The organism is Micromonospora sp. URMC 106 (assembly GCF_051386395.1).
Classification (GTDB): domain Bacteria; phylum Actinomycetota; class Actinomycetes; order Mycobacteriales; family Micromonosporaceae; genus Micromonospora.
Window position 1 is genome coordinate 50,654 of sequence record NZ_JBPQTP010000015.1, and the last position, 25,409, is coordinate 76,062.

General features: G+C 73.2%; 29 protein-coding genes. 14 read left to right on the forward strand and 15 right to left on the reverse strand.

Going from position 1 to position 25,409, the window contains the following annotated elements; genetic code table 11:
• Nucleotides 1-22 precede the first annotated feature (22 nt).
• Nucleotides 23-613, reverse strand: a complete 591-nt coding sequence (locus ACSNOB_RS07690) for a TetR/AcrR family transcriptional regulator (protein ID WP_436685890.1) — start codon at nt 611-613, stop codon at nt 23-25.
• A gap of 53 nt (nt 614-666) precedes the next feature.
• Here ACSNOB_RS07690 and ACSNOB_RS07695 point away from each other — a divergent pair, with 53 nt between their 5' ends.
• Entirely contained in the window at nt 667-1,104 is a 438-nt protein-coding gene (locus tag ACSNOB_RS07695; RefSeq protein ID WP_436685891.1) for a VOC family protein, read from the forward strand.
• Nucleotides 1,105-1,204: 100 nt separating this feature from the next.
• Entirely contained in the window at nt 1,205-2,080 is an 876-nt protein-coding gene (locus ACSNOB_RS07700; protein WP_436685922.1) for a S66 peptidase family protein, read from the forward strand.
• Nucleotides 2,081-2,119: 39 nt separating this feature from the next.
• Here the strand turns inward: ACSNOB_RS07700 and ACSNOB_RS07705 are convergent, their stop codons facing one another.
• A complete protein-coding gene (locus tag ACSNOB_RS07705) occupies nt 2,120-3,004 on the reverse strand; it encodes a Vgb family protein (RefSeq protein WP_436685892.1) in 885 nt (294 codons plus the stop codon).
• 206 nt (nt 3,005-3,210) lie between these two features.
• Here ACSNOB_RS07705 and ACSNOB_RS07710 point away from each other — a divergent pair, with 206 nt between their 5' ends.
• On the forward strand, nt 3,211-3,684 hold the full coding sequence (locus ACSNOB_RS07710) for a hypothetical protein (protein ID WP_436685893.1): 474 nt from the start codon (nt 3,211-3,213) through the stop codon (nt 3,682-3,684).
• Here the strand turns inward: ACSNOB_RS07710 and ACSNOB_RS07715 are convergent.
• The 4 genes from ACSNOB_RS07715 to glnA form a co-directional block, all read right to left on the reverse strand.
• A complete protein-coding gene (locus ACSNOB_RS07715; protein ID WP_436685894.1) occupies nt 3,663-4,037 on the reverse strand; it encodes a VOC family protein in 375 nt (124 codons plus the stop codon). The genes ACSNOB_RS07710 and ACSNOB_RS07715 overlap by 22 nt on opposite strands.
• Before the next feature lie 296 nt (nt 4,038-4,333).
• Nucleotides 4,334-5,029, reverse strand: a complete 696-nt coding sequence (locus ACSNOB_RS07720) for a helix-turn-helix transcriptional regulator (RefSeq protein ID WP_436685895.1) — start codon at nt 5,027-5,029, stop codon at nt 4,334-4,336.
• Between the two features lie 128 nt (nt 5,030-5,157).
• Nucleotides 5,158-5,583: a DUF350 domain-containing protein gene (locus ACSNOB_RS07725; RefSeq protein WP_393103229.1), complete on the reverse strand. Its 426-nt coding sequence runs from the start codon at nt 5,581-5,583 to the stop codon at nt 5,158-5,160.
• 89 nt (nt 5,584-5,672) lie between these two features.
• Entirely contained in the window at nt 5,673-7,022 is a 1,350-nt protein-coding gene (glnA, locus tag ACSNOB_RS07730; RefSeq protein WP_393103227.1) for a type I glutamate--ammonia ligase, read from the reverse strand.
• A 188-nt stretch (nt 7,023-7,210) separates the two neighbouring features.
• Here glnA and ACSNOB_RS07735 point away from each other — a divergent pair, with 188 nt between their 5' ends.
• Both ACSNOB_RS07735 and panB read left to right on the forward strand, forming a co-directional pair.
• Nucleotides 7,211-8,971, forward strand: coding sequence for an NAD+ synthase (locus tag ACSNOB_RS07735; protein WP_436685896.1), 1,761 nt, complete (start codon nt 7,211-7,213; stop codon nt 8,969-8,971).
• Nucleotides 8,972-9,112: 141 nt separating this feature from the next.
• Entirely contained in the window at nt 9,113-9,958 is an 846-nt protein-coding gene (panB, locus tag ACSNOB_RS07740; protein ID WP_436685897.1) for a 3-methyl-2-oxobutanoate hydroxymethyltransferase, read from the forward strand.
• A 178-nt stretch (nt 9,959-10,136) separates the two neighbouring features.
• Here panB and ACSNOB_RS07745 read toward each other — a convergent pair whose 3' ends face one another.
• Both ACSNOB_RS07745 and ACSNOB_RS07750 read right to left on the reverse strand, forming a co-directional pair.
• Nucleotides 10,137-11,246 carry a sensor histidine kinase gene (locus ACSNOB_RS07745; protein ID WP_436685898.1) on the reverse strand — a complete coding sequence of 370 codons (1,110 nt, stop codon included), beginning with the start codon at nt 11,244-11,246 and terminating at the stop codon, nt 10,137-10,139.
• On the reverse strand, nt 11,243-11,899 hold the full coding sequence (locus tag ACSNOB_RS07750; protein WP_436685899.1) for a response regulator transcription factor: 657 nt from the start codon (nt 11,897-11,899) through the stop codon (nt 11,243-11,245). The genes ACSNOB_RS07745 and ACSNOB_RS07750 overlap by 4 nt, the downstream gene beginning before the upstream one ends.
• A gap of 87 nt (nt 11,900-11,986) precedes the next feature.
• On the opposite strand from ACSNOB_RS07750, the gene ACSNOB_RS07755 reads away from it, so the two are divergent.
• Both ACSNOB_RS07755 and ACSNOB_RS07760 read left to right on the forward strand, forming a co-directional pair.
• Nucleotides 11,987-13,168 (forward strand): serine hydrolase domain-containing protein, encoded by a 1,182-nt coding sequence (locus tag ACSNOB_RS07755; protein ID WP_436685900.1) that lies wholly within the window; start codon nt 11,987-11,989, stop codon nt 13,166-13,168.
• A gap of 109 nt (nt 13,169-13,277) precedes the next feature.
• Nucleotides 13,278-13,481, forward strand: coding sequence for a DUF402 domain-containing protein (locus ACSNOB_RS07760; RefSeq protein WP_436685901.1), 204 nt, complete (start codon nt 13,278-13,280; stop codon nt 13,479-13,481).
• Here ACSNOB_RS07760 and npdG read toward each other — a convergent pair.
• The 4 genes from npdG to ACSNOB_RS07780 all read right to left on the reverse strand — a co-directional run bounded on the left by npdG (nt 13,468) and on the right by ACSNOB_RS07780 (nt 16,937).
• Nucleotides 13,468-14,166 (reverse strand): NADPH-dependent F420 reductase, encoded by a 699-nt coding sequence (npdG, locus tag ACSNOB_RS07765; protein ID WP_393103214.1) that lies wholly within the window; start codon nt 14,164-14,166, stop codon nt 13,468-13,470. The two genes, ACSNOB_RS07760 and npdG, sit on opposite strands and share 14 nt — an antisense overlap.
• Before the next feature lie 129 nt (nt 14,167-14,295).
• Nucleotides 14,296-15,729 (reverse strand): RNB domain-containing ribonuclease, encoded by a 1,434-nt coding sequence (locus ACSNOB_RS07770; protein ID WP_436685902.1) that lies wholly within the window; start codon nt 15,727-15,729, stop codon nt 14,296-14,298.
• A gap of 67 nt (nt 15,730-15,796) precedes the next feature.
• Nucleotides 15,797-16,657 (reverse strand): histone, encoded by an 861-nt coding sequence (locus ACSNOB_RS07775; RefSeq protein ID WP_436685903.1) that lies wholly within the window; start codon nt 16,655-16,657, stop codon nt 15,797-15,799.
• Between the two features lie 76 nt (nt 16,658-16,733).
• Nucleotides 16,734-16,937 (reverse strand): hypothetical protein, encoded by a 204-nt coding sequence (locus ACSNOB_RS07780; RefSeq protein WP_393103208.1) that lies wholly within the window; start codon nt 16,935-16,937, stop codon nt 16,734-16,736.
• Between the two features lie 215 nt (nt 16,938-17,152).
• Here ACSNOB_RS07780 and ACSNOB_RS07785 point away from each other — a divergent pair, with 215 nt between their 5' ends.
• The 3 genes from ACSNOB_RS07785 to ACSNOB_RS07795 all read left to right on the forward strand — a co-directional run bounded on the left by ACSNOB_RS07785 (nt 17,153) and on the right by ACSNOB_RS07795 (nt 19,101).
• Complete coding sequence (locus ACSNOB_RS07785) at nt 17,153-17,572, forward strand: hypothetical protein (RefSeq protein ID WP_436685904.1); 420 nt, start codon at nt 17,153-17,155, stop codon at nt 17,570-17,572.
• Between the two features lie 166 nt (nt 17,573-17,738).
• On the forward strand, nt 17,739-18,236 hold the full coding sequence (locus tag ACSNOB_RS07790) for an NUDIX hydrolase (protein WP_436685905.1): 498 nt from the start codon (nt 17,739-17,741) through the stop codon (nt 18,234-18,236).
• Nucleotides 18,229-19,101: a nucleotidyltransferase domain-containing protein gene (locus ACSNOB_RS07795; RefSeq protein WP_436685906.1), complete on the forward strand. Its 873-nt coding sequence runs from the start codon at nt 18,229-18,231 to the stop codon at nt 19,099-19,101. Before ACSNOB_RS07790 ends, ACSNOB_RS07795 begins: the two co-directional genes overlap by 8 nt.
• Here ACSNOB_RS07795 and ACSNOB_RS07800 read toward each other — a convergent pair.
• Together ACSNOB_RS07800 and ACSNOB_RS07805 are read right to left on the reverse strand one after the other, a co-directional pair.
• A complete protein-coding gene (locus ACSNOB_RS07800) occupies nt 19,091-19,957 on the reverse strand; it encodes an AraC family transcriptional regulator (protein ID WP_436685907.1) in 867 nt (288 codons plus the stop codon). The genes ACSNOB_RS07795 and ACSNOB_RS07800 overlap by 11 nt on opposite strands.
• A gap of 153 nt (nt 19,958-20,110) precedes the next feature.
• Nucleotides 20,111-21,265 carry a cation diffusion facilitator family transporter gene (locus ACSNOB_RS07805; protein WP_436685908.1) on the reverse strand — a complete coding sequence of 385 codons (1,155 nt, stop codon included), beginning with the start codon at nt 21,263-21,265 and terminating at the stop codon, nt 20,111-20,113.
• Between ACSNOB_RS07805 and ACSNOB_RS07810 the strand changes: the two genes are divergently transcribed.
• Both ACSNOB_RS07810 and ACSNOB_RS07815 read left to right on the forward strand, forming a co-directional pair.
• A complete protein-coding gene (locus ACSNOB_RS07810) occupies nt 21,264-21,623 on the forward strand; it encodes an ArsR/SmtB family transcription factor (protein ID WP_436685909.1) in 360 nt (119 codons plus the stop codon). The two genes, ACSNOB_RS07805 and ACSNOB_RS07810, sit on opposite strands and share 2 nt — an antisense overlap.
• A gap of 249 nt (nt 21,624-21,872) precedes the next feature.
• Nucleotides 21,873-21,998: a hypothetical protein gene (locus tag ACSNOB_RS07815; RefSeq protein WP_393103194.1), complete on the forward strand. Its 126-nt coding sequence runs from the start codon at nt 21,873-21,875 to the stop codon at nt 21,996-21,998.
• A gap of 268 nt (nt 21,999-22,266) precedes the next feature.
• Here ACSNOB_RS07815 and ACSNOB_RS07820 read toward each other — a convergent pair whose 3' ends face one another.
• Nucleotides 22,267-24,306, reverse strand: coding sequence for a tyrosine-type recombinase/integrase (locus tag ACSNOB_RS07820; RefSeq protein ID WP_436685910.1), 2,040 nt, complete (start codon nt 24,304-24,306; stop codon nt 22,267-22,269).
• A 119-nt stretch (nt 24,307-24,425) separates the two neighbouring features.
• Between ACSNOB_RS07820 and ACSNOB_RS07825 the strand changes: the two genes are divergently transcribed.
• Both ACSNOB_RS07825 and ACSNOB_RS07830 read left to right on the forward strand, forming a co-directional pair.
• Nucleotides 24,426-24,716: a hypothetical protein gene (locus tag ACSNOB_RS07825; RefSeq protein WP_436685911.1), complete on the forward strand. Its 291-nt coding sequence runs from the start codon at nt 24,426-24,428 to the stop codon at nt 24,714-24,716.
• A complete protein-coding gene (locus ACSNOB_RS07830; RefSeq protein ID WP_436685912.1) occupies nt 24,713-25,402 on the forward strand; it encodes an HAD family hydrolase in 690 nt (229 codons plus the stop codon). Before ACSNOB_RS07825 ends, ACSNOB_RS07830 begins: the two co-directional genes overlap by 4 nt.
• Nucleotides 25,403-25,409 lie beyond the last annotated feature (7 nt).

Sequence of the window (25,409 nt, forward strand, 5' to 3'; positions counted from 1 at the left end):
GACGCGGCCCCGCCCGGCCGGATCAGCTGGCGCGCAGCGCGTCGAGCATCCGGGAAAGCGCGGCGCGGGTGTCGGGCAGGGCGGACGGGTCGGTCGAGCGGGCGAGCCAGAGCGCGGCCTCGTTCATCGCCCCGGACAGCAGGTGGGTCAGCGGCGCGATCGGTTGCGGCGCGATCAGCCCCTGCTCGACCAGCAGGGTCAGCTCCTCGGCCAGGTGCCGGCCCGACGCCGCCTCGTCGAGGGCGCGCCACTCGTCCCAGCCGAGCACGGCGGGGCCGTCGATCAGCATGATCCGCTGGATCTCCGGGTCGGTGCTCGCGGTCAGGAACGCCTGGCAGCCGGCCGTGAACCTGGCCCAGGGGTCGCGCTGGGCGTCGGCGCTCGTGGCGACCCGCCGCGCCACCTCCTGCTGCACCTCCGCCAGCACCGCCCGGAACAGCTCCGCCTTGCCGGCGAAGTGGTGGTAGAGCGCGCCCTTGGTGACCCCGGCGACGCGCACGATCTCGGCCAGACCGACCGCCGCGTATCCCCGGGTGGCGAACAGTCGCCGGCTCTCGTCCACCAGCGCCCGCCGGGTCTGCTCCCGCTGCCGCGCCCGGATGCCCTCGGCCATCAGCCCTCCATTGACATACCGACGGTATGCGAACTACCGTTTTTTACATACCGATGGTACGTGAAAGGGGCCCCGTGAACCTCACCAGCTTCTACCCGGTCGTCTGCACCTCCCGGCTCGGCGAGTCGCACGACTTCTACCGGCGCTTCCTCGGCTTCGAGACGACCTTCGAAGCCGACTGGTACGTGAGCCTGCGGCGACCGGGCCCGCCGGCGTACGAGCTGGCGCTGCTCGACCACCGGCATCCGACGCTGCCCGAGGCGTACCGGGCCCCGGTGCGGGGGCTGCTGCTCAACCTGGAGGTGACCGACGTCGACGCCGAATGGGAGCGGCTCGTCGTCCACGGAGGGCTGCGTGCCGAGCTGGCGCTACGCGACGAGGACTTCGGGCAGCGGCACTTCATCGTCGCCGCCCCGGACGGCGTCCTCATCGACGTCATCACGCCCATCGCACCGTCGGCGGAGTACGCCGAGCAGTACCTCGACGGATGAGCCGCCCCCGCGACTAGGCTCTGCCGCTGTGCCCGACCACACCCGCACGTCCCTCGACGACGTCGTACGACCGCCGGCGCTGCGCCCCGGCGACACGGTGATGCTGGTGTCGCCGTCCGGCCCGACCCGGCCGGAGCGGGTGGCCCGGGGCGTCGAGCTGCTCACCGGCTGGGGGCTGCGGCCCGTGCTCGCGCCGAACGCGTACGCCCGGCAGGGCTACCTGGCCGGCCCGGACGAGCTGCGGGCCGCCGACCTGAACGCGGCGTTCGCCGACCCCGACGTGCGCGGGGTGATCTGCACGCGGGGCGGTTACGGCGCGCAGCGGATCGTCGACGCGATCGACATGGCCGCCGTACGCCGGGACCCGAAGGTGGTCGCCGGGTTCTCCGACATCACCGCGCTGCAGTTCGCGCTGTGGCGGGGCGCCCGGCTGGCCGGCGTGCACGGCCCCGGGGCGGCCTGGCTGGACGAGCGCACGCCGCTGCGCTCCGCCGAGTCGCTGCACGCCGCCCTGATGACGACGGAGCCGGTGACCGTGACCGCCGTCGCCGAGGAGGAGACCTTCCCGGTGCGCGTGCCGGGGCGGGCCACCGGCCCGCTGTTGGGCGGCAATCTCTGCCTGGTCGTGGCGTCGCTGGGCACCCCGGACATGCCGGACCTGACCGGGGCGGTCCTGCTCGTGGAGGACGTGCAGGAGCCGCCCTACAAGGTGGACCGCATGCTCACCCAGCTCCGCCGGGCCGGCGCGCTGGACGGGCTGGCCGGCGTGGCGGTGGGCCAGTTCACCGGCTGCGCGGACGGCTGGTCGGTCGGCGTCGCCGACGTGCTGTCCGAGCGCCTCGGCGACCTCGGCGTCCCGGTCCTCGGCGGCCTGCCGATCGGCCACGGCGTCGGCCAGCTCACCGTCCCCGTCGGCACCGACGCGACCCTCGACACGGAAACCGGCACCCTGACGGTCTCCCCCGCCGTCCGCTGACCCACCCGGGGGCGGTCCGCGGACGGCGGGCCCGGCGGATCAGGGGGTGAGGCGCGCGAGGGCGCCCGCCTCCAGGGCGGCCCAGACCGTGCCGTCGGGAGCGACCGTGAGGCCGTGCGGCTCGGAGGCCGGGGTCGGCAGGTCGTGGGTGTCGATCCCGCCGTCCGGGGCCACGTGGCCGATCCGGTTGCCGCCCCACTCCGTGTACCAGCAGCCGCCGGCCGGGTCGGCGACGATCGCGTGCGGCCGGGCGGCCCGGTCCGGCAGCGGGTACTCGTCGATCCGCCCGTCCGGGGTGATCCGGCCGAGCTGGCCGGCGCCGATCTCGACGAACCAGAGCGCGCCGTCCACGCCGGCGGTGATGCCCACCGGGGCGGCGCCCTCGGTCGGCAACGGATGCAGCGTCACCGCGCCGTCCAGGCCGATGCGGCCGACCGCGTTCGCCTGGTTGAGCGTGAACCAGACGGCCTCGTCCGGGCCGGCCGCGACCATCGACGCGAAGCCGCCGCTCACCGGCAGCGGGAACTGCGTCACCTCCCCGGCGGTGGTGACCCGACCGATCGTGTCGGAGTTCATCCCCGCGTACCAGAGGGCGCCGTCGGGACCGGCGGCGATGCCGCAGGGGCCGCTGCCGGCCGGGAGCGCGACGGCGGTCTGCTCGCCGTCGGTGGTGATCCGGCCGATCCGGTCGTCGCCGGAGCGGGTGAACCAGAGGGCGCCGTCGGGGCCCGGCGTGATGATCAGCGGGCGGCTGTCGGCCGCCACCGGCCAGGTGCGCACGTCGCCGTCCGCCCCAACGCGGGCGACCGCGCCGGCGTGGGGGAGCGTCAGCCAGAGCGCGCCGTCGGGACCGACGGTGATGCCGTACGGGCCGGCGTCGCCCGCCCCGGTCAGCGGGACTTCCTCGATCTTCGCCACCGTCATGAGGGGTCACCTTCCGTCGTCTGCTCCGCCCCGGGGGGCCTGCCGACCGCCAACCCTGGCCGCCCGGATGCGCCGAGGCAACCGATTTGTCCGGCCTGCCGGCGGGATTGCCAGCTCGCTGACAGGCTCGGCACGGGTTTCCTCCAGCCGGGCTTGTCACCGTCGGTGAGGTCATCGCACGACCCACCGACCAGATGGAGGACATCATGTCCGGCACGATGAGGAAGAGGCACCTGCTGGCCGGCCTGGCCGCCGCCGGGGTGCTCGGCGTGGGGATCGCGGCGCCGACGGTCGCGTTCGCCGCGGACGGTGGCACCCCGACGCCGAGCGCCAGCGCGAGCGGGAGCGACGAGCGCCAGCGGCAGCGGGCCGACCGGCAGGCGGAGTTCGCCGCGGCCCTGGCCGAGGAGCTGGGCGTCTCCACCGACAAGGTGGCGGCCGCGCTGGAGAAGGTGCGCGAGGAGCAGAAGCCGGCCGACCGGCCCGAGCGGGGCGACAGGGGCGACTCCGCCGACCGGCAGGCCGCGCTGAAGGAGCGCCTGGCGCAGGCCGTCGAGGACGGCAAGCTCACCCAGGAGCAGGCGGACGCGATCACGGCGGCCGCCGAGGCCGGCGTCTTCCCCGGCCCGGGCGGTCGCGGCGGGCACGGCGGCCCGGCTCAGGCCCCGGGCGGGCTGTAGACGCCGAAGTGGTTGCCGACCGGGTCGGCCAGGTGGGCGAAGGTCAGCCCGTTGTCGTTGGTCTTCGCCGGCACCAGCACCTTGCCGCCGGCCTCCGCCGCCCGCCGGCACGCGGCGGCCACGTCCGCCACCTGGACGTAGAAGATCGCGTAGTTCGGGCTCGCCCCGCCGGTGTCCCGGACCGCCCCCTGGATGGATCCCTCCGGCCCCGGCTCCGCCACCCGGTACGACGCCTCCGGCGTCCCCTGCTCGCTGAACCCCCAGCCGAACAGGTCGGCGTAGAACCGCCCGGTCTCCTCCGGCCGATCGGTGCCGACCTCGAACCAGGTGACCGCGTTGGTGATCGTGGACATGTGTCGCCTCCCGTTCGCACGCCGACCCCTCGGCCGGCGCCGTCAGGAGTCAGCCTCGACCCCGCCCGCGACACCGTCCTGTCGGTGTTTCGCTAGGACCACGAGGTGCCCGACGCGTCGGCTTCCGCGCCGAGCGGCCACCACCCGGGACGACGAGCGTCGGGCCGCCTGGGGCGGATCTGCGACGCCGGCTGTTGTGGGCCGCACCACACGTCTCGGGCGCGCCGGCCTCTCCTCCGCGGATCCGTCCGGAGGGGACAGCATGCCGTGCGTGGGACGGCCCGCACTGTCTGGTCTCAGACGAGGCTGAGCCGGCGGATCCGCTCCCGGGGAATGTCGAGGTCGTCGGCGGCCAGCTCACGCTCCGGCACCCGCTCGCCGAGGGCGGTGACCGAGGTGATCCGGTCGGTGCGGAAGGCCCGGATGCCGGCGCGCAGCCGGCACCAGGCCAGCAGGTACCAGTGTCGGGGGTTGCCGAGGAAGCCCAACGGCTCCACGTCGCGCAGCGAGCCCGCGCCCGCCCGGTCCGCGTAGCGGATGCGCAGCACGCGCCTCGCGCGTACCGCGTCGGCGACGCCGGCCGGAACGGGTGTCACCGGGCCATCGCCGATCAGGTGCACCCGCGCCGCCAGCCGGTGCGCCTCGGCGGCGTCGGCCGCCGGCATCACGGCGAGCAGCTTGCGCAGCGCGGCGCCGGCCGCGGCGGCGAACGGGGTGCCGCGCATCCGGTGCAGCGCCACCGCCAGGGCGACGGCCTCGCCGGGGGTGAGGTTGACCGGCGGCAGGGTGCGCGCCCGGTCGACCGCGTAGCCGCCCCGGCGGCCCGGCTCGGCCCAGATCGGCACGCCGGACTCCTGGAGCGCGCCGATGTCGCGCTCGATGGTGCGGGTGCTCACCTCGAAGCGCTCGGCGAGCCAGCGGGCGCTGCGCGGCCGGGGCGACACCGCGCGCAGCTCCTCCACCAGGGCGTAGAGACGGTCCGTCCGGTTCACCCCCGCAACCTACGACGGGGGTGTGACGCGGCCGCCCCACCGGCCGCCCCCAGCGGGGCCGTTCCGCCGGCCGCCTCCAGCGGGAGCGGGGTGCCCCGCCCAGCCGGAGAGCGGGGCGGACGACCGGCTCAGGCGATGCAGGCGCAGACGATCAGCGCGGCGCCGAAGTGCGTGGCGGCGCTGACCCGGGCCGCCGGGTGCGGCTCGTCCGAGCAGATGATCTCGCCGAGCTTGCCCGGGGTGAGCAGGTCCAGCACGAAGAACGCCAGCGCCATGATGGCCAGCCCGACCAGGCCGAAGACGACCGTCGAGGCCAGCCCCTTGGCGAAGTCGCTGTAGCTGGTCAGGATCGCGGTGAACACGATCCCGGCGATGCCGAGCTGGTTCGCGGCGAGCAGCAGCGCCGCGTTGCCGTTGCGCCGCACCCAGATCAGCTCGCGCAGCCGCCCGGGAGTGAGCACGTCGACCAACCCGAACCCGGCCGCCATCAGGGCCACCCCGACGACCCCGAACACCACGCTCTGCCAGGCTCCGCTGAGCAGGTCCTCCAGCACCGACTGCCTCCCGACCCTCTGCGCCGACGGGGGTGCCGACGCGGTGATCGAGACGATAGCGGCAGCGCGCCACCGCCGGCAGCCCCGCCCTACAGCGACAGGTAGCGCTGCCGCTCGTAGGGGGTCACCTCGCGGCGGTACTGCTCCCACTCGGCCCGCTTGTTGCGCAGGAAGAAGTCGAAGACGTGCTCGCCGAGCACCTCGGCGACCAGCTCGGAGCCGGCCATCACGTCGATCGCCTCGGCCAGGTTCTCCGGCAGCGGTTCGTAGCCCATCGCCCGCCGCTCGGCGCTGGTCAGCGACCAGACGTCGTCCTCGGCGCCCGGCGGCAGCTCGTAGCCCTCCTCGATGCCCTTCATGCCGGCGCCGAGCAGCACCGCGAAGGCCAGGTAGGGATTGGCCGCCGAGTCCGGCGAGCGGACCTCCACCCGGGCCGAGTTCGGCTTGCCGTAGGCCGGGACCCGGACCAGCGCGGAGCGGTTCAGGTGACCCCAGCAGACGTACGCGGGACTCTCGGTGACCCGGTCCGGCAGCGCCTGCGGGAAGAGCCGCTTGTAGGAGTTGACCCACTGGTTGGTGACGGCCGTGTACTCCCGGGCGTGCACCAGCAGCCCGGCGATGAACGCCCGGGCCACCTTGGACAGCTTCATCGGGTCGCCGCCGTCGTGGAACGCGTTGCGCTCCCCCTCGAACAGCGACAGGTGGGTGTGCATGCCGCTGCCGGGCTGGTCGGTGAAGGGCTTCGGCATGAAGGTGGCCTGCACCCCCGTGGAGAGCGCGACCTCCTTGACCACGTGCCGGAACGTCATGATGTTGTCGGCGGTGGTCAGCGCGTCGGCGTAGCGCAGGTCGATCTCCTGCTGGCCGGGGGCCACCTCGTGGTGGCTGAACTCCACCGAGATGCCGATCCGCTCCAGCGCGAGCACCGCCTGGCGGCGGAAGTCGCGGGCCACCGCGTGGGTGGTGTGCTCGAAGTAGCCGCCGGTGTCCACCGGGACCGGCACCGAGCCGTCCAGCGGGCCGTTCTCCAGCAGGAAGAACTCGATCTCGGGGTGGGTGTAGAAGGTGAAGCCCTTCTCGGCCGCCCTGGACAGGGCCCGGCGCAGCACGTGCCGCGGGTCGGCCCAGGAGGGGCCGCCGTCGGGCAGCAGGATGTCGCAGAACATCCGGGCGCTCTCGCCGCTGACCCCACCCTCGAACGGGAAGACCTGGAAGGTCGTCGGGTCGGGCATGGCCACCATGTCGGACTCGAACACCCGGGCGAAGCCCTCGATCGCCGAGCCGTCGAACCCGATGCCCTCCTCGAAGGCCGCCTCCAGCTCGGCGGGGGCCACCGACACGCTCTTGAGCGTGCCCAGCACGTCGGTGAACCACAGCCGGACGAACCGGATGTCCCGCTCTTCCAGCGTACGGAGGACGAACTCCTGCTGACGGTCCACTTCCACCCCTCGCGACACTGTTGTCCGCCTTCGACCGGGGTCGACCCGGCCTGACCGACCAGTCTCCACCCGCCTCGTTACGCCGACGTTACGCGACCGGCCGGCGCCCGTCCCGCCCTGTCCCGCGGCTCCCGCGATCTCGCCCCGCCCCGCGTGTCGGGCCCGCACGGCTGGGGCAAGATGAGGGCATGCCCACCCTGCGTCTCGCCCTGTGCCAGGTCAACCCGACCGTCGGCGACCTCGCCGGCAACGCCGGCCTGGTCCGTGACTGGACCCGCCGCGCCGCCGACGCCGGCGCCCAGCTCGTCGCGTTCCCGGAGATGGTGCTGACCGGCTACCCGGTCGAGGACCTGGTCTTCCGGCGGTCCTTCGTCGCCGCGTCGAAGGCCGCGCTGGAACGGCTCGCCACCGACCTCGCCGCCGACGGGCTGGGTGAGCTGCCGGTGCTGGTGGGCTATCTGGACGCCGACGGCCCGCCGCAGGTCAGCGGCGACGCGGAGCCGGGTCGCGGCGCCCGCAACGCGGCCGCCCTGCTGCACCGGGGCGGGATCGTGGCCACCTACTTCAAGCACCACCTGCCCAACTACGGCGTCTTCGACGAGGACCGCTACTTCGTGCCCGGCGACGCGCTGACCGTCGTCCGCGTCGACGGGGTGGACGTGGCGCTGACCGTCTGCGAGGACCTGTGGCAGGCCGGCGGCCCGTTCGCCGCCGCCCGCCAGGCCGGCGTCGGCCTGGTCCTGAACATCAACGGCTCGCCGTACGAGCTGAACAAGGACGACATCCGGCTGCCGCTGGTCCGCCGCCGGGCCGCCGAGGCCGGGGCGACCATCGCGTACGTCAACATGATCGGTGGCCAGGACGAGCTGGTCTTCGAGGGCGACTCGATGATCGTGACCGCGGACGGCGAGCTGCTCGCCCGGGCGCCGCAGTTCGTCGAGCACCTGCTGGTGCACGACGTCGAGCTGCCGCCGGCCCGGGAGTCGGCCGGCCCCGACCAGCCCCTGGCCGACGGCATGCGGGTGGTCCGCGCCGCGGTCGACGCCGTCCCGCCGCCGGCCGGCGGGCCCGCCGCCGCGGGCGGCACCATCGCCCCCGTGGCCGACGAGGCCGAGGTGTGGCAGGCGCTCGTGCTCGGCCTGCGCGACTACGTCAACAAGAACCGGTTCCCGTCGGTGGTGCTCGGCCTCTCCGGCGGCATCGACTCGGCGGTGGTGGCCGCGCTGGCCGTCGACGCGCTCGGGCCCGACCGGGTGGTCGGCGTGTCGCTGCCCAGCCAGCACTCCTCCGAGCACAGCAAGGAGGACGCGGCCGAGCTGGCCAAGCGCACCGGGCTGGACTACCGGGTCGAGCCGATCCAGCCGATGGTGGACACCTTCCTGGCGAACATGTCGCTCTCCGGCGTGTCCGTGGAGAACCTCCAGGCGCGGGTGCGCGGGGTGATCCTCATGGCGCTGTCGAACCAGGAGGGCCACCTGGTGCTGACCACCGGCAACAAGAGCGAACTGGCGGTCGGCTACTCCACCCTCTACGGCGACTCGGTCGGCGGCTTCAACCCCGTCAAGGACGTGTGGAAGACGCTGATCTGGCGGCTGGCGAAGTGGCGCAACGCCGAAGCCTCCCGCCGGGGCGAGACCCCGCCCATCCCCGAGAACTCGATCGGCAAGCCGCCGAGCGCCGAGCTGAGCCCCGGCCAGCTGGACAGCGACACGCTGCCCGACTACGACGTGCTCGACCCGATCCTGATCGGCTACGTCGACGGCGACCTCGGCCGCGACGGGCTGGTCGAGTCCGGCCACGACCCGGCCGTCGTCGACCGGGTGCTGCGGATGGTGGATACCGCCGAGTACAAGCGGCGGCAGTCCGCCCCGGGCACGAAGATCTCGATGAAGGCGTTCGGGCGGGACCGGCGGCTGCCGATCACGAACCGGTGGCGCGAGGACGGCTGAGCCGTGCCGCTCCCGGGCCGGTCAGCGCGTCGGCCCGGGAGTGACATCCTCCACTGAGCTCTGCCGCCGGCCGGTCGGGTGGTGCGACGATCGCGGCGGAACCCGGGGACCGCGCACGCGGCCTCGAGGAAGGAGAGAGTCATGGTGGAGTCCACCCCGTCCGAGGTGACCGCCCTCTACGGCGGCCCGGCCACCCGGCGGGTCCGCACCCGCGACCTGATCGCCGCCAAGGAGCGCGGCGAGCGGTGGCCGATGCTCACCTCGTACGACCAGTACACCGCCTCGATCTTCGACCAGGCCGGCATTCCGGTGCTGCTGGTCGGCGACTCGGCGGCGAACAACGTCTTCGGCTACGAGACGACCGTGCCGGTGACCGCCGAGGAGCTGCTCCCGCTGGTCCGCGCGGTGGTCCGGGCGACCCGGCACGCGCTGGTCGTCGGCGACCTGCCGTTCGGCTCGTACGAGGAGGGTCCGACGCAGGCGCTGCGCACCGCGGTGCGGTTCATGAAGGAGGGCGGCTGCCACGCGGTGAAGCTGGAGGGCGGCCGGCGCTGCGCGGCGCAGATCGCCGCGATCACCGGCGCCGGCATCCCCGTGATGGCGCACGTCGGCTTCACCCCGCAGAGCGAGCACGCGATCGGCGGCTACCGCGTGCAGGGGCGCGGCGACGCCGCCGACGACGTGATCGCCGACGCCCGGGCCGTGGCCGAGGCGGGCGCCTTCGCCGTGGTGCTGGAGATGGTGCCGGGGCAGGTGGCCAAGCGGATCACGGCGGAGCTGCCGATCCCGACCGTGGGCATCGGCGCCGGCGCGGACACCGACGCCCAGGTGCTGGTCTGGCAGGACATGGCCGGCCTGCGTACCGGCAAGGCGCCGCGCTTCGTGAAGCGCTACGCCGACCTGGCCGGGGCGTTGACCGACGCCACCCGTCGCTTCGCCGACGAGGTGCGCGGGGGCGAGTTCCCCGCCGCCGAGCACACCTTCTGAGCGGTACGCCGGGCGGTGCGGCTCCGCGGCTGCACCGCCCGGCCTGGTGCCGCGCGCTCCGTTCCGGCGGCGGCACCCCAGGTCCGCCGCGGTCGGCGCTTGACCCTGACGTCTACGGCCCGCCGGCCGGTATCAGTCCCGCCACGTCAACGACCATCGGCACGCGTCGAGGGGCCGTTCATCGGCTTGGAACGGCACGGCCGGCATCCGGCAACGGGAACCGCACCGTCACGCACAGCCCGCCGGCGTCGCGTGGGTCCAGGCGGATCCGGCCCCGATGGGCCAGGACGATCGCGTGCACGATGGCCAGCCCGAGCCCGACGCCCTCGCCGCCGGTGCGGCCGCCATCACCGCGCACGAACGGCTCCAGCAGGCGCTTCGTCTCGCCCGGATCGATCATGTGACCGCCGTTGGAGATGCGCAGGAACCCCTCGCCGCCCTCGACCCCGCTCTCCACCTCGATCTCGGACTCGGACTCGTTGTGGCGCAGGGCGTTGTCCACGAGGTTGGCCACCATCATCTCCAGCAGCACCGGGTCGCCGACCACCGGGGCGGGCCGGAGGTTCGACTCGTCCGAGACCGCGACAAGATCCGACAAATCGACCAGGTGCCGGCGTCCCGTCGCCGCCTGGCTGTGCGCCAGCGCGAGCAGCCCGTCGAGCGTCCGCTGACTCTTGCCGATCGCGGTCCGCACGTCCTCCGCCATCGCGATCAGCTCATCTCGACCGGGCTCGCCGTCGAGGGTGACGTCGATCGCGGTGCGCATCGTGGTCAGCGGGGTGCGCAACTCGTGCGCGGCATTGGCGGTGAACAACTTCTGGCTGGCCACCCCTGCCTGGATCCGGTCGAGCATCCCGTTGACCGTCGCGGCGAGCGCGGCCAGCTCGTCGCGGGGCTCGTTGACCGGCACCCGCTCGGAGAGGTTCTCGGCCGACAGGCGCTGCGCGGTGGTGGAGATGGCGCGGATCGGCCGCAGCACGCGACCCGCCACGAGCCAGCCCAGCAGCGCCGCGAGCGCGGTCACCACCGCGAGCGCGATCAGCGCCTGGATCAGCAGCTCGTGCAGGGTCTCGTCCTGCAACCGGTCGAGATCCGGCAGCAGGTCCTCCGGGCGGGGTGCGGTCACTGCCGTGCCGTCCGGGCCGCGCAGGTCGACGCGTACCGACCGCTGCCCGAGGCGGTGGCGCATGAACAGGTACGTCAACCCGGTCAGGACGAGTCCGGCGACGAGCACGAGACCGGTGTAGAGGATGGTGAGCCGAGCGCGGGCGGTGAACCTGAACGTCACGGAACCATCCGATATCCGGCGCCCGTCACTGTCTCGACGAGCGGGGGGTGGCCCAGCTTGCGGCGCAGCGTCCCGATCGTGATGCGGATGGCGTTGGTGAACGGGTCGGCATGCTCGTCCCACACCTTCTCCAGCAACGTCTCCGCGCTGACGACATCGCCGCCCGCCGCCAGCAGCTCCTCCAGGACGCCGAACTCCTTGGGGGTCAAGGAGAGCAGCCGCCCGGCCCGCTCGGCGGCGCGGCGGGCCGGGTCGAGCACCACGTCCGCGTGGCGCAGCACCGGAGGGCGCGCCGGAGCGCTGCGCCGGGCCAGCGCACGCACCCGCGCCACCAGCTCCGAGAAGGCGAACGGCTTGCCCAGGTAGTCATCCGCCCCGAGGGTCAGGCCGCCCACCCGGTCCTCGACCGTGCCGGAAGCGGTCAGCATCAGGATCCGGGCGCTGCCGTCCCGCGCGAGCCGCCGGCACACCGCATCGCCGTGCAGCACCGGCAGATCGCGGTCGAGCACCACCACGTCATAGGCGGTCAGCTCGCACTTGTCGAGCGCGGACCGGCCGTCGAACGCCACGTCGACGGCGAACCCGTGCTTGCGCAGCCCGACCGCGACGTAACCGGCCAGTGGCCGCTCGTCCTCCACCAGCAGCACGCGCATCCGACAAGTATGCGCGGGCCCACCTATGGAATCCGTATGGTCACACCATCGGCCCGCCAGACGCGCCCACCGGTACACCTGTCACTCATGACCACAACCCGAAGAACGATTCTCTCGCTGGCCGGCGCGACACCTCTGGCCCTGGCGATCGGGAACCCGGCCGGAGCGGACCCGGGTCACCTGACCGTGCCCGACGGTCTCAGACCCGGCGGGAAGCTCGACACATTCGTCGCCGATCTGGCGGCCAAGGACGAGTTCTCCGGCTCGCTGCTGCTCACCCACCGGGGGCGGCCCGTGCTCAGCCGGTCGTACGGTATGGCCAACAAGGCACTGGGCATTCCCAACGGGCCCGACACCATCTTCGCCCTCGCCTCGGTGACCAAGGTGCTCACCGCGGTGAGCGTGGTACAGCTGGTGGAGCGGGGCAAGCTCTCCTTCGGCGCCAAGCTCGGCACCCTCCTCGACGGGTTCGCGCCCGCGATCGGGGAGTCGGTGACCGTCCACCACCTGCTCACCCACACGTCCGGGCTGGGCGACTTCCACCGGGCGCCCGGATTCTGGGAGACCGCGCGAACCTGGACCAGCGCCCAGCAGGTCATGGACGGGATCACGCAGATCATCCGGGGGATGCCGGTGGCATTCCCCGCCGGGTCCTCACACACCTACAGCAACGCCGGATTCCACCTGCTCGGGGCGATCGTGGCGAAGGTGTCCGGGCTGTCCTACTACGACTACGTGCGGCAGAACGTCTTCCAGCCCGCCGGGATGAGCCGCTCGGACTTTTACACCAAACCGCAGTGGCTCACCGATCGCCGGATCGCCCATCCCTACACCAGACCGGAGTCGGGCGAGCGGATCGACGACATCGGCAACCGCTACTTCATGGGAACCCCGGCCGGCGAGGCATTCTGCAGCTGCTCCGACCTTGACCGCTTTGCCCAGGCGCTGCTGCGCGGCAAGCTGATGAGTCCGCCGTTCCTCCAGATCTACGCCGGCGGGAAGGTGCCGCTGCCACGGACGACGCCGCCGCCGGGGGCGCCGCCGCTGCCGGAGCCGCCGCCGGTGACGCTGCAGTGCTACGGCCCCCTCGGAAGGGTGCGCGGCGGTCAGTGGATCTTCGGCCACGGCGGCGGATCCCCCGGCATCTCCACCAGTTTCGAGGTTTACCCCGACAGCCGGTGGACCCTCGTGGTGTTCAGCAACTACGACCCACCCGCGACCCTCCCCATCGAAGAGATGGCCCGGCAGCTGATCACCGGGCAGCGGTAGCGCCGGGTCACCTGCCGTCGGCGGGCGGGCACGTCCGCAACCGGCGGAAGCCGCACGCCCTGGAAGGACCACGACATCCTGGTGCTCATGCCGCCCGGCGGCGTACGCGGTGTGGTGGTTCTTCCGGGCCGGCGTCTTCACCGGTCGGTACGTCAACCTCGAGGAGCCGTGCGCCCGGCGGCCCGACGGCGTCGACACGACCGACCACGGCCTGGACATCGTCGTCACGCCGCAGCGGCAGTGGAAGGACACCGACGAGTTCGTCGGGCGGACCGGGCACCAGCTCGGGATCCTGATCCTCAGAGGTCGGTGACGCGGATGCCGGCGTGCGCCTTGTAGCGCTTGTTGATGGCGATCAGGTTGGCCGTGAACGCCTCGATCTGGTGGGCGTTGCGCAGCCGGCCGGCGTAGATGCCACGCATACCGGGGATCCGGGCGGCGAGCGCGGCGACCACGCCGACCAGGTCCCGGTCCTCGGTGCAGATCAGCACGTCGAGGTCGATCCGGTCGATCTCCGGGTCGGCCAGCAGTGGCGCGCTGACGTGGTTGAACGCGGCGCAGACCCGGGAGTCGGGCAGCAGCCCCGCGGCCTGCTGGACGGCGCTGCCCTCGGGCACCGCGAGCGCGTACGGGCCCTGCTTGTCGAAGCCGAGCGGGTTCACGCAGTCGATGACGATCTTGCCGGCGAGCGGCTCGGCGAGCGCGGCGACGGTGGCGGCGTGCCCGTCCCACGGCACCGCGATGACGACCACGTCGCTGCGCCGGGCCACCTCCTCGTTGCCGGCGCCAACGACCTCGGCCCCGGCGGGGACACCGGGCAGCGCCGCGATCTCCTGCGCGGACTGCGCGGCCCGCTCGGCCGACCGGGAGCCGATCAGCACGGACTGGCCGGCCCGGGCGAACCGGTAGGCGAGTCCCCGCCCCTGGTCGCCGGTGCCGCCGATGATGCCGACGGTCAGCCCGGACACGTCGGGCAGCGTGCTCGCGTCGTAAGCCATGCCGCCATCCTCGCAAACCCCGCCCGCGGGCAGCAGCGGCCGGCACTGTGACAAACCCCGCTGCCGTCGCCGCTCCCACCGCCGGCGCCCGCGCCGGGTCGTCCGGCCGCGGGGCGGGGACCGGCGGCGTCAGGCCCGCTCGAAGGCCACCGAACGGGCGACCGGGTCGGCCGTGACCAGCCGGACCCGGACCCGCTCCCCCAGCGGCAGCTCACCCAGGCAGCGGGCGCGCACCGGCGGGTCGTCCAGCGCCACCGTGCCGCCGGGCCGGCGGCCGGGGCGGGAGCGGCCGTCCGGGGCGGCGTCGACGTCCAGCACCGCCGCGTCGAAGGTCTCCCCCACCCGGTGCTGGAGCAGCACGGCCTCGGCCAGCTCGATCGCGCCCCGGGTGGCCGCCGAGGCGGTCCGGTCGGTGGTGGCCATCACCTCGGGCAGCCGGGGCAGCGCCGCGCGGGCCCAGTCGGGCACCGGCCGGCCCTCGTGCAGCGCCAGGCAGACCTCCGTGGCGTACCGGTCGGCCAGGCGCCGCAACGGCGCGGTGACATGGGCGTACGCGGCCGCGACCCCGCCGTGCTCCCGCTGCTCCGGCGGCGCGCCGTCGAAGGCGGTGTACGCCGCGCCGCGCATCAGCTCGGCCGCCTGGTCGACGAAGGCCGCCGCCCGGGGCTGCGACGGGTCCAGCCCGGCGATCACCTCGCCCGGGCCTGCCCCGTCGGGCCAGTGCACGCCCAGCGGGGCGGCGGCGGCCCGCAGCCGCGCCACCGCCTCGGGCTTCGGCGCGGGCATCGTGCGCAGCAGGCCGATCCCACCGGCCAGCATGATGTCGGCGGCGGCCATCCCGGTCAGCAGGGAGATCTGGGCGTTGTGCTCCTCCATCGGCACCGGCCCGCGCAGCACCAGCCGCCAGCCGTCGCCGTCGGCCTCCACGTCCTGCTCCGGCAGCGGCAGGTTGATCGCGCCCCGGCGCAGACCGCGGGCGGTGAGCAGGGCCCCGACCTCGGGCAGCAGGGCGATCGGGTCCGGCAACCGGCCGGCGTCGGCGGCCGCCTGGACGCCGACGTAGTCGAGCTTGGCACGGCTGCGGACCAGCGCGCGCTCCAGCGCGACCCCGACGGTGCCGCCGTCGGGGTCGAGGTCGACGGTCCACACCACGGCGGCCCGGTCGACGTCCGGCAGGAGGCTCGCCGCGCCCTCGCTGAGGGTCTCCGGGTGCAGCGGCACGGTCCCGTCGGGCAGGTAGACGGTCTGCCCGCGCCGCCAGGTCTCCTCCTCCAGCGCGCCGCCGGGGCGGACGTGCGCGGCCACGTCGGCGATCGCGTACGACACCCGGAAGCCGCCGCCGGCGCGGCGGGCGAGGTGCATCGCCTGGTCGAGGTCGCGCGAGCCGGCGGGGTCGATGGTGACGAACGGGATGTCGGTGCGGTCGGCGGCCGGCCGGGGCGGCGTCGCCGCCGCGGCGTCGGCCTCGCGCTGCGCCGCGGCCGGGAACCCCTCGGGCAGGCCCAGCTCGCGGCGCAGCGCGCCGAAGTCGATACGGGGCGCGAGTACGCGTCGGATCACCACGGGGTCAATCCTGACAGTGTGGCGGATGATCCGCTCCCCGGCGCGCGCCGGGAGTCACGAGGCCGGGTCAGGTCGCCTTGCGCGCGCCCGCCCGGGCGGCCCGGGGCGCGGTGGCCCGGGCGGCGGCCGTCCGGGCCGGCGCCTTGCGGGCGGTGACCTTCTTGGCCGGCGCCTTGGCGGCGGTGGTCTTCTTCGCCGGGGCCTTCTTCGCGGCCGCCTTGCGGGTGGTGGCGGACGACGTCGTGGTCGTCTTCTTCGCCGGCGCCTTCTTCGCCGCGGCCTTGCGGGCGCCGCCGGTGGGCCGGGTCGCGGCCGTCTTCCGGGCCGGCGTCGTCTTCTTGGTCGTGGCTTTCCTGGCCGGGGCCTTCGCCGCCGTGGTCGTCTTCTTCGCCGCCGTGGTGGTGGCCTTCTTCGCCGTCGAGGTGACCTTGCGGGCGGCGGTGGTGGCCTTCGCGGGGGCCTTCTTGGCCGCCGCGGTGCTCCTCTTGGCCGGCGCGGCGGTCTTCTTCGCCGGCGCGGTCGTCTTCTTCGCCGCGGTGGCGGCTCGGGCCGCCGCCTGCCGGGCGGGCGTCTTCGCCGAGGTGGTCTTCTTCGTCGCGGTGCTCTTGGCCGCCGCCGTCGTCCGCTTCGCCGCGGCGGGCGCCTTCTTCGCGGCGGTGGCCGTCGTCTTCTTCGCCGCCGCCGTCGTCTTCTTCGCCCCGGTGGCCGCCTTCGTCGCCGCCTTCTTCGCGGGGGCCTTCGCGGCGGTGGTCTTCTTCGCCGGGGCCCGCCCGGCGCCGCCCGTCGCCTTGCTGGCCGGCGCCTTCTTCGCCGCGGTGGTCGGCCGTGCGGTCCGGGCCGCGCCCGCGGACCGCTCCGCCGCGGCGGTCTTCCTGGCGGTCGTACGTCCGGCGGCCGGGCGGGTGGTGGCCTGCTGTGCTTCGGCCATCTCGGTTCCCTCCTTGGGGACGTGCTCTCGCCCTCGCGGAGCACGGGGTACCTCGACGCGGGCAGTCCCGCGCCGCCTATCTGTCCTCCCCGGCCCAGCGGGCGTCCTCGGCCTCCCACGCTTCGTTGCGCTCCCGCACCTGTTGCAGGGCGTTCTCCGCGTCGGCGGCTGAGGCGTACGGCCCGAGAACGTGCTTGGCGGGGCACACGTCGGCATCGGTCTCGACCCGGTGGTGTCGGGTGCACCAGAAGTAGCGCCCACCGCTTCCGCTGTCGCTCATGGGATCACTGTGCACCGCGAACCACCCGGCCGCCACCGGAACACCACAAGTCGCCGATGTTCTCCACAGTAGACGTGCTTCCGGCCGCAGGGGCTGGAACTGCGAAAACAGGGCGACCGGACCCTCCGGGGCCGCCCGGCGCGGGCCCAACGGGGCAGCCGTGGGGTGCGCCGGTGTCGCACAATCCCCCCGTGCGACGCGGGGGAGGAACATCGGTGTGGCTGCGGCGCGGGCTGGCCGGGGCGGTGGTGGCGGGCGTGCTGGCGGCGATCGGAGTGCTCGCCGGGGTGCCGCTGCTGCGGGACCGGTCGCAGCAGCGGCTGGAACAGCGGGCCGAGCGGGAGGTGACCGCGACCGCGCAGCTCGCCCGCGCGAGGCTGCTCGCCGCCCCCGCCGCCGGGGAGTCGACGCTGCGGCAGGCCGCCGACGGGGTGGACGGGGTCGAGGTGCTGACGGTGCGCAGCGACGGGCCGGGGTCCGACCCGGCGGTCCGGCTGGTGTTCCGGGTGCGGGTGGCCAAGACGGCGGCGTCGGTCTTCGGCTGGCAGCGGGCCGACTCGACGGCCTGCTTCGCCCAGGTCGTGCACACCGACGCCGGCCCGGCCGCCCTCGAACGGCTGCCCTGCCCCGACTGACCCGGCCGGAGCCGCCGCGGGCACGCGAGCTCGGCTGGCGGCGGGTCGACCGGCGGCCCGCCCGGCGTGCCTTCCGACGATCCGTGGCCGGTACGGGCGCGCGGGGGTCCAGCGGTCGGGGTGACGCGGGACGGGTCGCCGGCCGGGGGCGCGTTAGGGTCGCCGGGTGGGTGCATCGGACTACATCCTGCGGATCCGCGAACGCGTCGGCCACAGCCTGCTCTGGCTGCCGAGCGTGAGCGCGGTGGTCCGCAACGACGCCGGCGAGCTGCTGCTCGCCAAGCGCGCCGACGACGGGCGCTGGTCCGTCGCCAGCGGCGTCGTCGAGCCGGGCGAGCAGCCGGCCACGGCCGTGATCCGCGAGGTGCGGGAGGAGACCGGCCTGGACGTGGAGCCGGTCCGGCTGAGCAGCGTCCTCACCCACCCGCACACCTACCCCAACGGCGACCGCTGCGAATACCTGAACATCGGTTTCGAGTGCCGCCTGCTGGGCGGCACCGCCCGGGTCAACGACGACGAGTCGGTGGCCGTGGAGTGGTTCCCGCCCGACCGGCTGCCCGAGCTGGACCGGCACGCCCGGCTGGTCATCGCGCACGCCCTCGGCGCCGAGGCGACCGCCTGGTTCCTGCCCGCCGGCACGGTCTGGACGGAGTCCGATGACTGACCTCGACCCCGCCCTGCGCGACTACCTCGCCGACCTGGTCGCCGCCGCCCGCGACGTCCTCGGCGACGAACTCGTCGGGGCGTACGCGGCCGGCTCCGTGGGGCTGGGCGCGTACCAGCCGGGGCGCAGCGACGTCGACGTGGCGCTGGTCTGCGCGGGCGCTCTCGACCCGGCGCGCAAGCAGGAGCTGGTGGCGCGCCTGCGGCACGAGGCGCTGCCCTGTCCCGCGCGCGGGCTGGAACTGGTCGTCTACCGCCGGGCCGTCGCCGGCTCCGGCACCCCGGAGCCCGGGTTCGAGGTCGAGCTGAACACCGGCGCCCGGATGCCGTTCCGGGCCACCTGGGCCGCCGCCGACCGGCCGGCCGAGGACGGCCTGTTCTGGTACGGGCTGGACCGCAGCATCCTGCACCAGTGCGGGCACGCCCTGCTCGGGCCGCCGGCCGCCGAGACCTTCGCCGACCTCTCCCCCGCCGACCTGCGCCGCCTGCTGACCGACGCGCTGCGCTGGTGGCTGGCCCTGCCGACCCCGCCCGGGGACGGTCCCGCCCCCGGCGCCGAGGACGCGGTGCTCGGCGCGTGCCGGTCCCTGGTCAAGGTCCGCCACGGGGTCTGGCTGTCGAAGGCCGACGCCGGCCGCCGGCTCATCGCCGACGGCTGGCCGACCGGCCCGAGCGCCGATGGCGGAGCCACCGACCCGGCCGCCGGCGACCGGACCGGCGACCGCCGGTCCGCCGGTCCGACCGCCGGCGGCGGGCCCGCCGAGCTGATCGAGCGGTCGATCGCGGCGCGCGCGGGCGGTCCGCCGCCGAGCGGCCCGGAGGCCCGCGCCTTCCAGCGCCGCGTCCTGGCCGAGATCAGTCGGTGACCGGCTCCACCGGGATCCACAGCTCGGCGTCCGCCTCGGTGCCGTCCGCCGAGAGCCGGGTACGGGAGATCTCCGGTCCCGGCCGGCTGCGGTACGGGTTGGACGGGAACCACTGGGTGAACACATCCCGCCACAGGTACTGCACCGCCTGCGGGAACGCCCCGGAGGTCTCGAAGACCGCCCAGGTGCCCGCCGGCACGGTCAACGCGTCCAGGTCCTCCGGCGCGTCCGCGCCGGTCACCGCGCCGTGCCAGTAGTCCAGCTCGGTGCCCTCCGCGCGGCTGCCCGCCAGGTTGTCGCTGACGTTGACGATGCCGCGCGGCTCCTGGTCGGACAGCGCCTCGATGCGGCGTACCGTCTCCTGGTCGATGCCCCTGATGAAGGCGACGATCGCCGGGTTCATCCCCTCGTGCACGAGTGGCACCCGGGCCTTGCGGCCCACCAGCCGGAACTCGTCCTTGCGCACGATCCGGTATCGCATGCTGCTGCTCCCTTCGACGACGAGTCGGAAGGACATCCGGGGCTGGGCGCGCAGTGCCGCCCCCGTACGCCGGGCCTCGCCGGGGCCCACGCCGTGCACGGCGTGGAACGCCCGGGCGAACGCCTCGGTGGAGCTGTAGCCGTGACGCACCGCGATGTCGAGCAGCGTCCGCTCGCCCGCGAGCACCTCGGCGCCCGCGACGGTGAGCCGCCGGCGGCGGATGTACTCGGACAGGCCCACGCCCGCCAGCGCGGAGAAGATGCGCCGGAAGTGGTACTCCGACGTCACCGCGATCCGCGCCAGCTCGGCCACCTCGATCGGTTGGTCGAGGTGCCGCTCGATGTGCTCCATGGCCTGGTTGAGCCGCTCCAGCACCCGGTTCTCCTTCCCTTCGAGCAGCAACGCTAGGCGCGCGGGAGGGTGCCCGACCCGACATGCTGTGCCCGGTGCGGTCGGGTGGGGCGACGCTCAGGTCGTCCGGTGGCGGGTCGCCGCGCCACGGCCGGCCGCTCGCGCCGGGGCAGGTGGTCAGGGCGACGGTTGGCGGCGGCGGTGGGACAGGTCGGTGTGGTGGTGTGCCCCGGGGTGGCTGTCGGGATCGGTGTGGACGGTGGCGCTGGTCAGCCGGGGCACGGCGTGGGTGAGCAGGTGCTCGGCGTCGGCGGCGATCTCGTGGGCGGCGCGGAGGCTGAGATGGCCGTCGACGACGAGGTCGGCTTCGGCGTGCAGCCGGTGACCGATCCAGCGCAGCCGGACCGCGGTCACGTCGCGGACGCCGCGCACCGCGCGGAGGGTCGCCTCGGCCCGGTCGACGATCGCGGGATCGACGGCGTCCATCAGCCGACGGTAGACCTCCCGCGCGGCGTCCCGGAGCACGAACGCGATGGCGGCGGCGATGACCAGGCCGACGAGCGGGTCGGCCCAGCTCCAGCCGGCCCGGGCGCCGGCGGCGGCGGCCACGACCGCGAGTGAGGTGTACCCGTCGGCGCGGGCGTGCAGCCCGTCGGCGACCAGGGCGGCGGAGCCGATGCGTCGGCCCACCCGGATCCGGTAGCGGGCGACGAACTCGTTGCCGGCGAACCCGACGACCCCGGCGGCGGCCACCCACGGCAGGTGCGTGATCTCGACGGGGTGCAGCAGCCGGGCGATCGCGGTCCAGCCGGCGGCGACGGCGGAGGCGGCGATCACCGCGACGATGACGATGCCCGCGAGGTCTTCGGCGCGGCCGTAGCCGTAGGTGTACGCCCGGGTCGCGGCGCGCCGGCCGAGCAGGAACGCGATTGCCAGCGGCACGGCGGTCAGGGCGTCGGCGACGTTGTGCAGGGTGTCGCCGAGCAGGGCGACGGACCCGGACAGCACGACGATGACCGCCTGCGTGACGGCGGTGACGCCCAGGGCGACGAGGGAGATCCAGAGTGCCCGAAGCCCCTCGCGGGAGGTCTCCAACGCCGGGTCGAGCCGGTCCCGCGAGTCGTGGGAGTGCGGGACGAAGGCGTGTCGCAGCCGCTGCCACCACGCCCGCGGACCGGCCGTGCCGTGGTCGTGCTCGTGGCCGTGCGGTGCGCCGTGGTGATGGCGGTGCGGTGCGCCGTGGTGGTGGCCGTGTCCGTGCTCGTGCACCAGTACCCCCGTCGGTCGGACGGCGGACGCCGGGTCGCCGTCGCGCGGATAATATGTGCTCATGTACGCACGCGACAACGTTGCAGGTGCCAGTGACCTGCAACAACGCCTCCCACCCGACAGCGAGGTGGCCGCGGCGACGGACATGCTGCGGATGCTCGCCGACGGCACCCGGCTGCGGCTGATGTGGCTGCTCCGCGACGGCGAGCACGACGTCACCGCGCTGGTGCGGGCCCTGGGGGTGGCGCGACCGGCGGTGTCCCAGCACCTGGGCAAGCTCCGCCTGGCCGGCCTGGTCGCCGTACGCCGGGACGGCCGCCGGGCGCTCTACACCGCCCGCGGCGGCCACGTGCGGCGGCTCGTCGCGGAGGTCATGTACGCGGCGTCCCACCGGGTGACCGGCGCCCCGGACCACGACTGAACAGGCCGAGCGCGACCGGAACGGGACGGGTCACGCAGGCCGCCCGACACCACCGGGACCGCCGATGGGCGTGCTCGGCGGGGCGCCAGGCAGACCGAGGACTGCCCGCCGTCTCATCGGGTACGCGGCTACGAAGGATCAGGCCGGACGGCATCCCGTGCCGCCGCCATGCCGGGTGGTTCCGACCCCGGTTGTCCGGCGCGGAACCGCCATGGCTGATCCGACGCACCCCAGGAAGGGAGGCTCGCGATGAAGGACAGGATCCTGACCGGGTTGAAGAGGAAGGCGAACGCGATCGTGGTACGCCGCAGACGCCGGGACGCCATGATCAGCAAGCCGACCGCCGCCAGGAGGCCCGGCCGGCTCTTCCAATGAGAACGACGTCGATCACCTTGCCGTCGGTCAGGACCGCGACCGCCGCGTCGAGATCGACGCGACAGGGCCTGTCGGCCGTCCGGGGGCACGGGGACGGACCGACGAGGCAGCAGGCCCAGCCGCCAGGTGACGGCGGCTGACCTGGCGGGCGACGGACGAGTCGACCTGTACGCCGGATTATGAGGATGAAACACCCTCTGACCTGCGGCGGAGCCCCGGCGACAACCACTGTGGGCCGTCGCTGGGCCGTCCCGTGCTGCGCTTGCCCTCAGTGCTGGACGTTCAGATCTCTTCGGTGGTCGATGTATCTGCGCACACCAGTGCGAGGCGTTCGGACCCACAAGGGCGCGCCGACAAGAATCCGATCTACTGGCTCATCAAGGCTCCAACGCTGCGGGTCAAGCACAACATCGCTATAAATTTGGGCAAACCACTCCGAATCCGCAGCGTCAGCGAACGTGAAGCCCCTCATCCATGGGCGGTCGGGATTCTCAACCGATTCCTGATTAAAACCCTGGTCGAATGCGATTTTCATTGCCTCAACCGAGATCGACTGCATATCATCCCTTCGAAGTGAGCTTTCCGCACACTCACTCGACAGCCACCGCAGAACTGACCACATCGCGGAAGAGCTCCAACCGCCCTCTACGCCATCATGCGGCCCCATGAAGCCCGCGACATTATCTACGCTGCCAAATAGGCAGATGGCCACGCGAGTCCCATCGGAAGCAAGGGTACGCAGGCCAACAACAACTCTGCCTTGCTCTTCGCAGATAAAGTGGGAGAACTCAACACGCCCAACACCTTTTGCGAAACGCACTTTAGGCGGCGTCACGAAATCCTCTACAGCAATATCTCCGATGGCACGCTCCAAGCGATCCGCGATCTCGTTCCGAAGCAAGGTGCGCGGCTCTCGCTCGAACTCCAACCCCGTTGATATGCCAGGTATTTTGAAGACCGATATTTTCGACTTCCATCGCGGGTTAATATTAACGCCAGCGTCGCCTGCAATTTCGCGCACTTTCCGATCAGACCAATATGCGTATTGAGTTAAGCCGCCACGCTCGCCCATTAAGCAACCTTTCCCATGGTCCCTGGGGCCAACGATGCGGCCCGGTGTCCCCGCATCCCTCGCCTGTGTACCCCATGGGCGCCATGTTCTAGTGCCGCCACTCAGGCTTCTTGCGAACGGACAATCACGAACTGCCCGAACTGCGAAAAGTTCGTCGAGGAACCGACGGGTCCGCTCCTCGCTGGCCGGCATCAGGTGCGTGTAGACCCGGAGCGTGAAGCCAGGGTCGGTGTGGCCGAGGTACGACGCGAGGGCCTTGATGCTCTCCCCCGCGTCGAGCAGCGACGAGGCGTAGAAGTGGCGCAGCGCGTGCATCCCCGTCGCCCTGGTCGGCGTGATGCCGGCCGCCACGACAGCCGGTCGCCAACTCTTGCCATCGAAGGTGTGCCGGTTGATCGCACCGCGCCGGGTGGTGGTGAACAGCAGCGGCACCGTGACCCGTTCATCGCTGGCTGGATCTTCCCACGGCAGGGTGAGCGACACGGGGGCGAAGTTGTCGATGTGCTGCCGCAGCACCAGGGCGACGGAGTCGGGCAGCGGTATCCGACGATCACGATCGTTTTCGGGCAGCCCGAAAACCAGCCGGGACCGGACTAGCTTGACCTGACGCGAGACGTGCACCCAGCCAGCGTCGAAGTCGATGTCATCGACGCCGAGCCCAAGAATCTCCCCCTGCCGCAGCCCGCACCCCGCGCCGAGGTCGACCATCGGTCGATACCGCTGGGCGAGGCCACCGCGGATTGCCGAAACCTGGTCGTACCGCCACGGCACCACTCGACGCTGAACCGGTCGCGGCGGCTTGACCGACTTTGCCGAACACGGATTCTTGGCGATGCGCTCGTCGTCGACAGCAGCGCCGAGGATGGTTCGCAGGTGAGCGAAGACGACGGCCCGGGTTGCCGGGGCCAGCTTGCCGACCATCCCGGCATCCCACTCCCGGATGTGCCCCGGCTTGATCGAGGCCAGTTGCCGAGAGCCGAAGAACGGCAGCAGGTGTTTCCGTACCCGGAACTCCGTGCTCTCCCGGGTCGACTCGTCGAACGAGCGCGTACGCAACCAGCTCTCGGCGTACTCGGCGAAGGTGATCCGGCCGGCGGACGGGTCGACGTACGAGCCCCGGAGCTTGTCTGTCTCTGTGGAGACGAGGAAGGCGTCAGCGTCGCGCTTGGCCCGGTCCGGGAAGGACTGGCTACGTTCCCTGCCATCCGGGCCGATGTACCGAACCCGGTAGCGCATCCCTTTGCCGAACAGATCCGATTTGATCCGCTCCTTCCGACCGCCAGGGAGCCCGCCGCATCACCGACCGGTCGATCCACGCACTCACCGACGCCGTCCAGGAGCTTGCCGACCTCGGGTTGGTCAAGACCGCCACCACCGAGGTACGCGTCCATAGGGCCGCGCCGCTGTTCAAGCTCTTCATCATCAACGAGCAGGAAGCGTTCTTCGGCTTCTACCCGGTCGTCGAGCACACCGCCTCCGTCGACGGCAAGCCGATGGCGATCTACGACGCGATGGGCAAGGACGCGATCCTCTTCCCGTTCACGCCCAGCGACGAGGACGCCAGCAATGACGCCCTCTACGTCGAGCAGGCCCGCGCCTGGTTCGACAGCATGTGGGGCATCATCGCCCGCGAGTACGCCTCGTGACCGCCGTCGACCTGGCCAAGGTGGTCGACCGCGCCCGGGTGATCCTGCTCGACTTCGACGGCCCCGTGTGCAGCGTCTTCGCCCAACACTCGGCGTCGACCGTCGCCCATGAGTTGCGCCGGCTGCTCGTCGACCAGGCCGTGACCCTGCCGCCCGAGATCCTGGCCGAGCGCGATCCGCTCGCCGTGCTCCGCTTCACCGCCACCCTTGGGCGCCCCGCCGTCGTCCGCCTGGTCGACGAGGCCATGACCCGCGAGGAAGTCACCGCGGCCCGCACCGCCGAGCCGACCCCGTACGGCAGGGAAGTCATCGTCGCCGCCCACCAGACCGGTCGCCGGGTCGCCGTGGTGTCGAACAACTCGGCCGACTCAGTCCACGCCTACCTGAGCGCCCGACGCCTCACCTCGTACGTGCACCCGGTCATCGGCCGCCCCGAAGCCGCGCCGGAGCGGATGAAGCCGGACCCGTTCCCGGTGCTGGCCGCCGTGCGGGAGCTGGGCGCCGAGCCGGCGGAATGCGTCCTCGTAGGCGACTCTGTCAGCGACATCGAGGCCGCCCACGCCGCCGGAGCCCCCGCCATCGGGTACGCCAACAAGCCTGGCAAGCGCGAACGGTTCGCCGCCGCAGATGTCGTCATCGACAGCATGGCCGAACTGGTGACCGCCTTCGCCGTTGACGAGCTGTAGCACCACC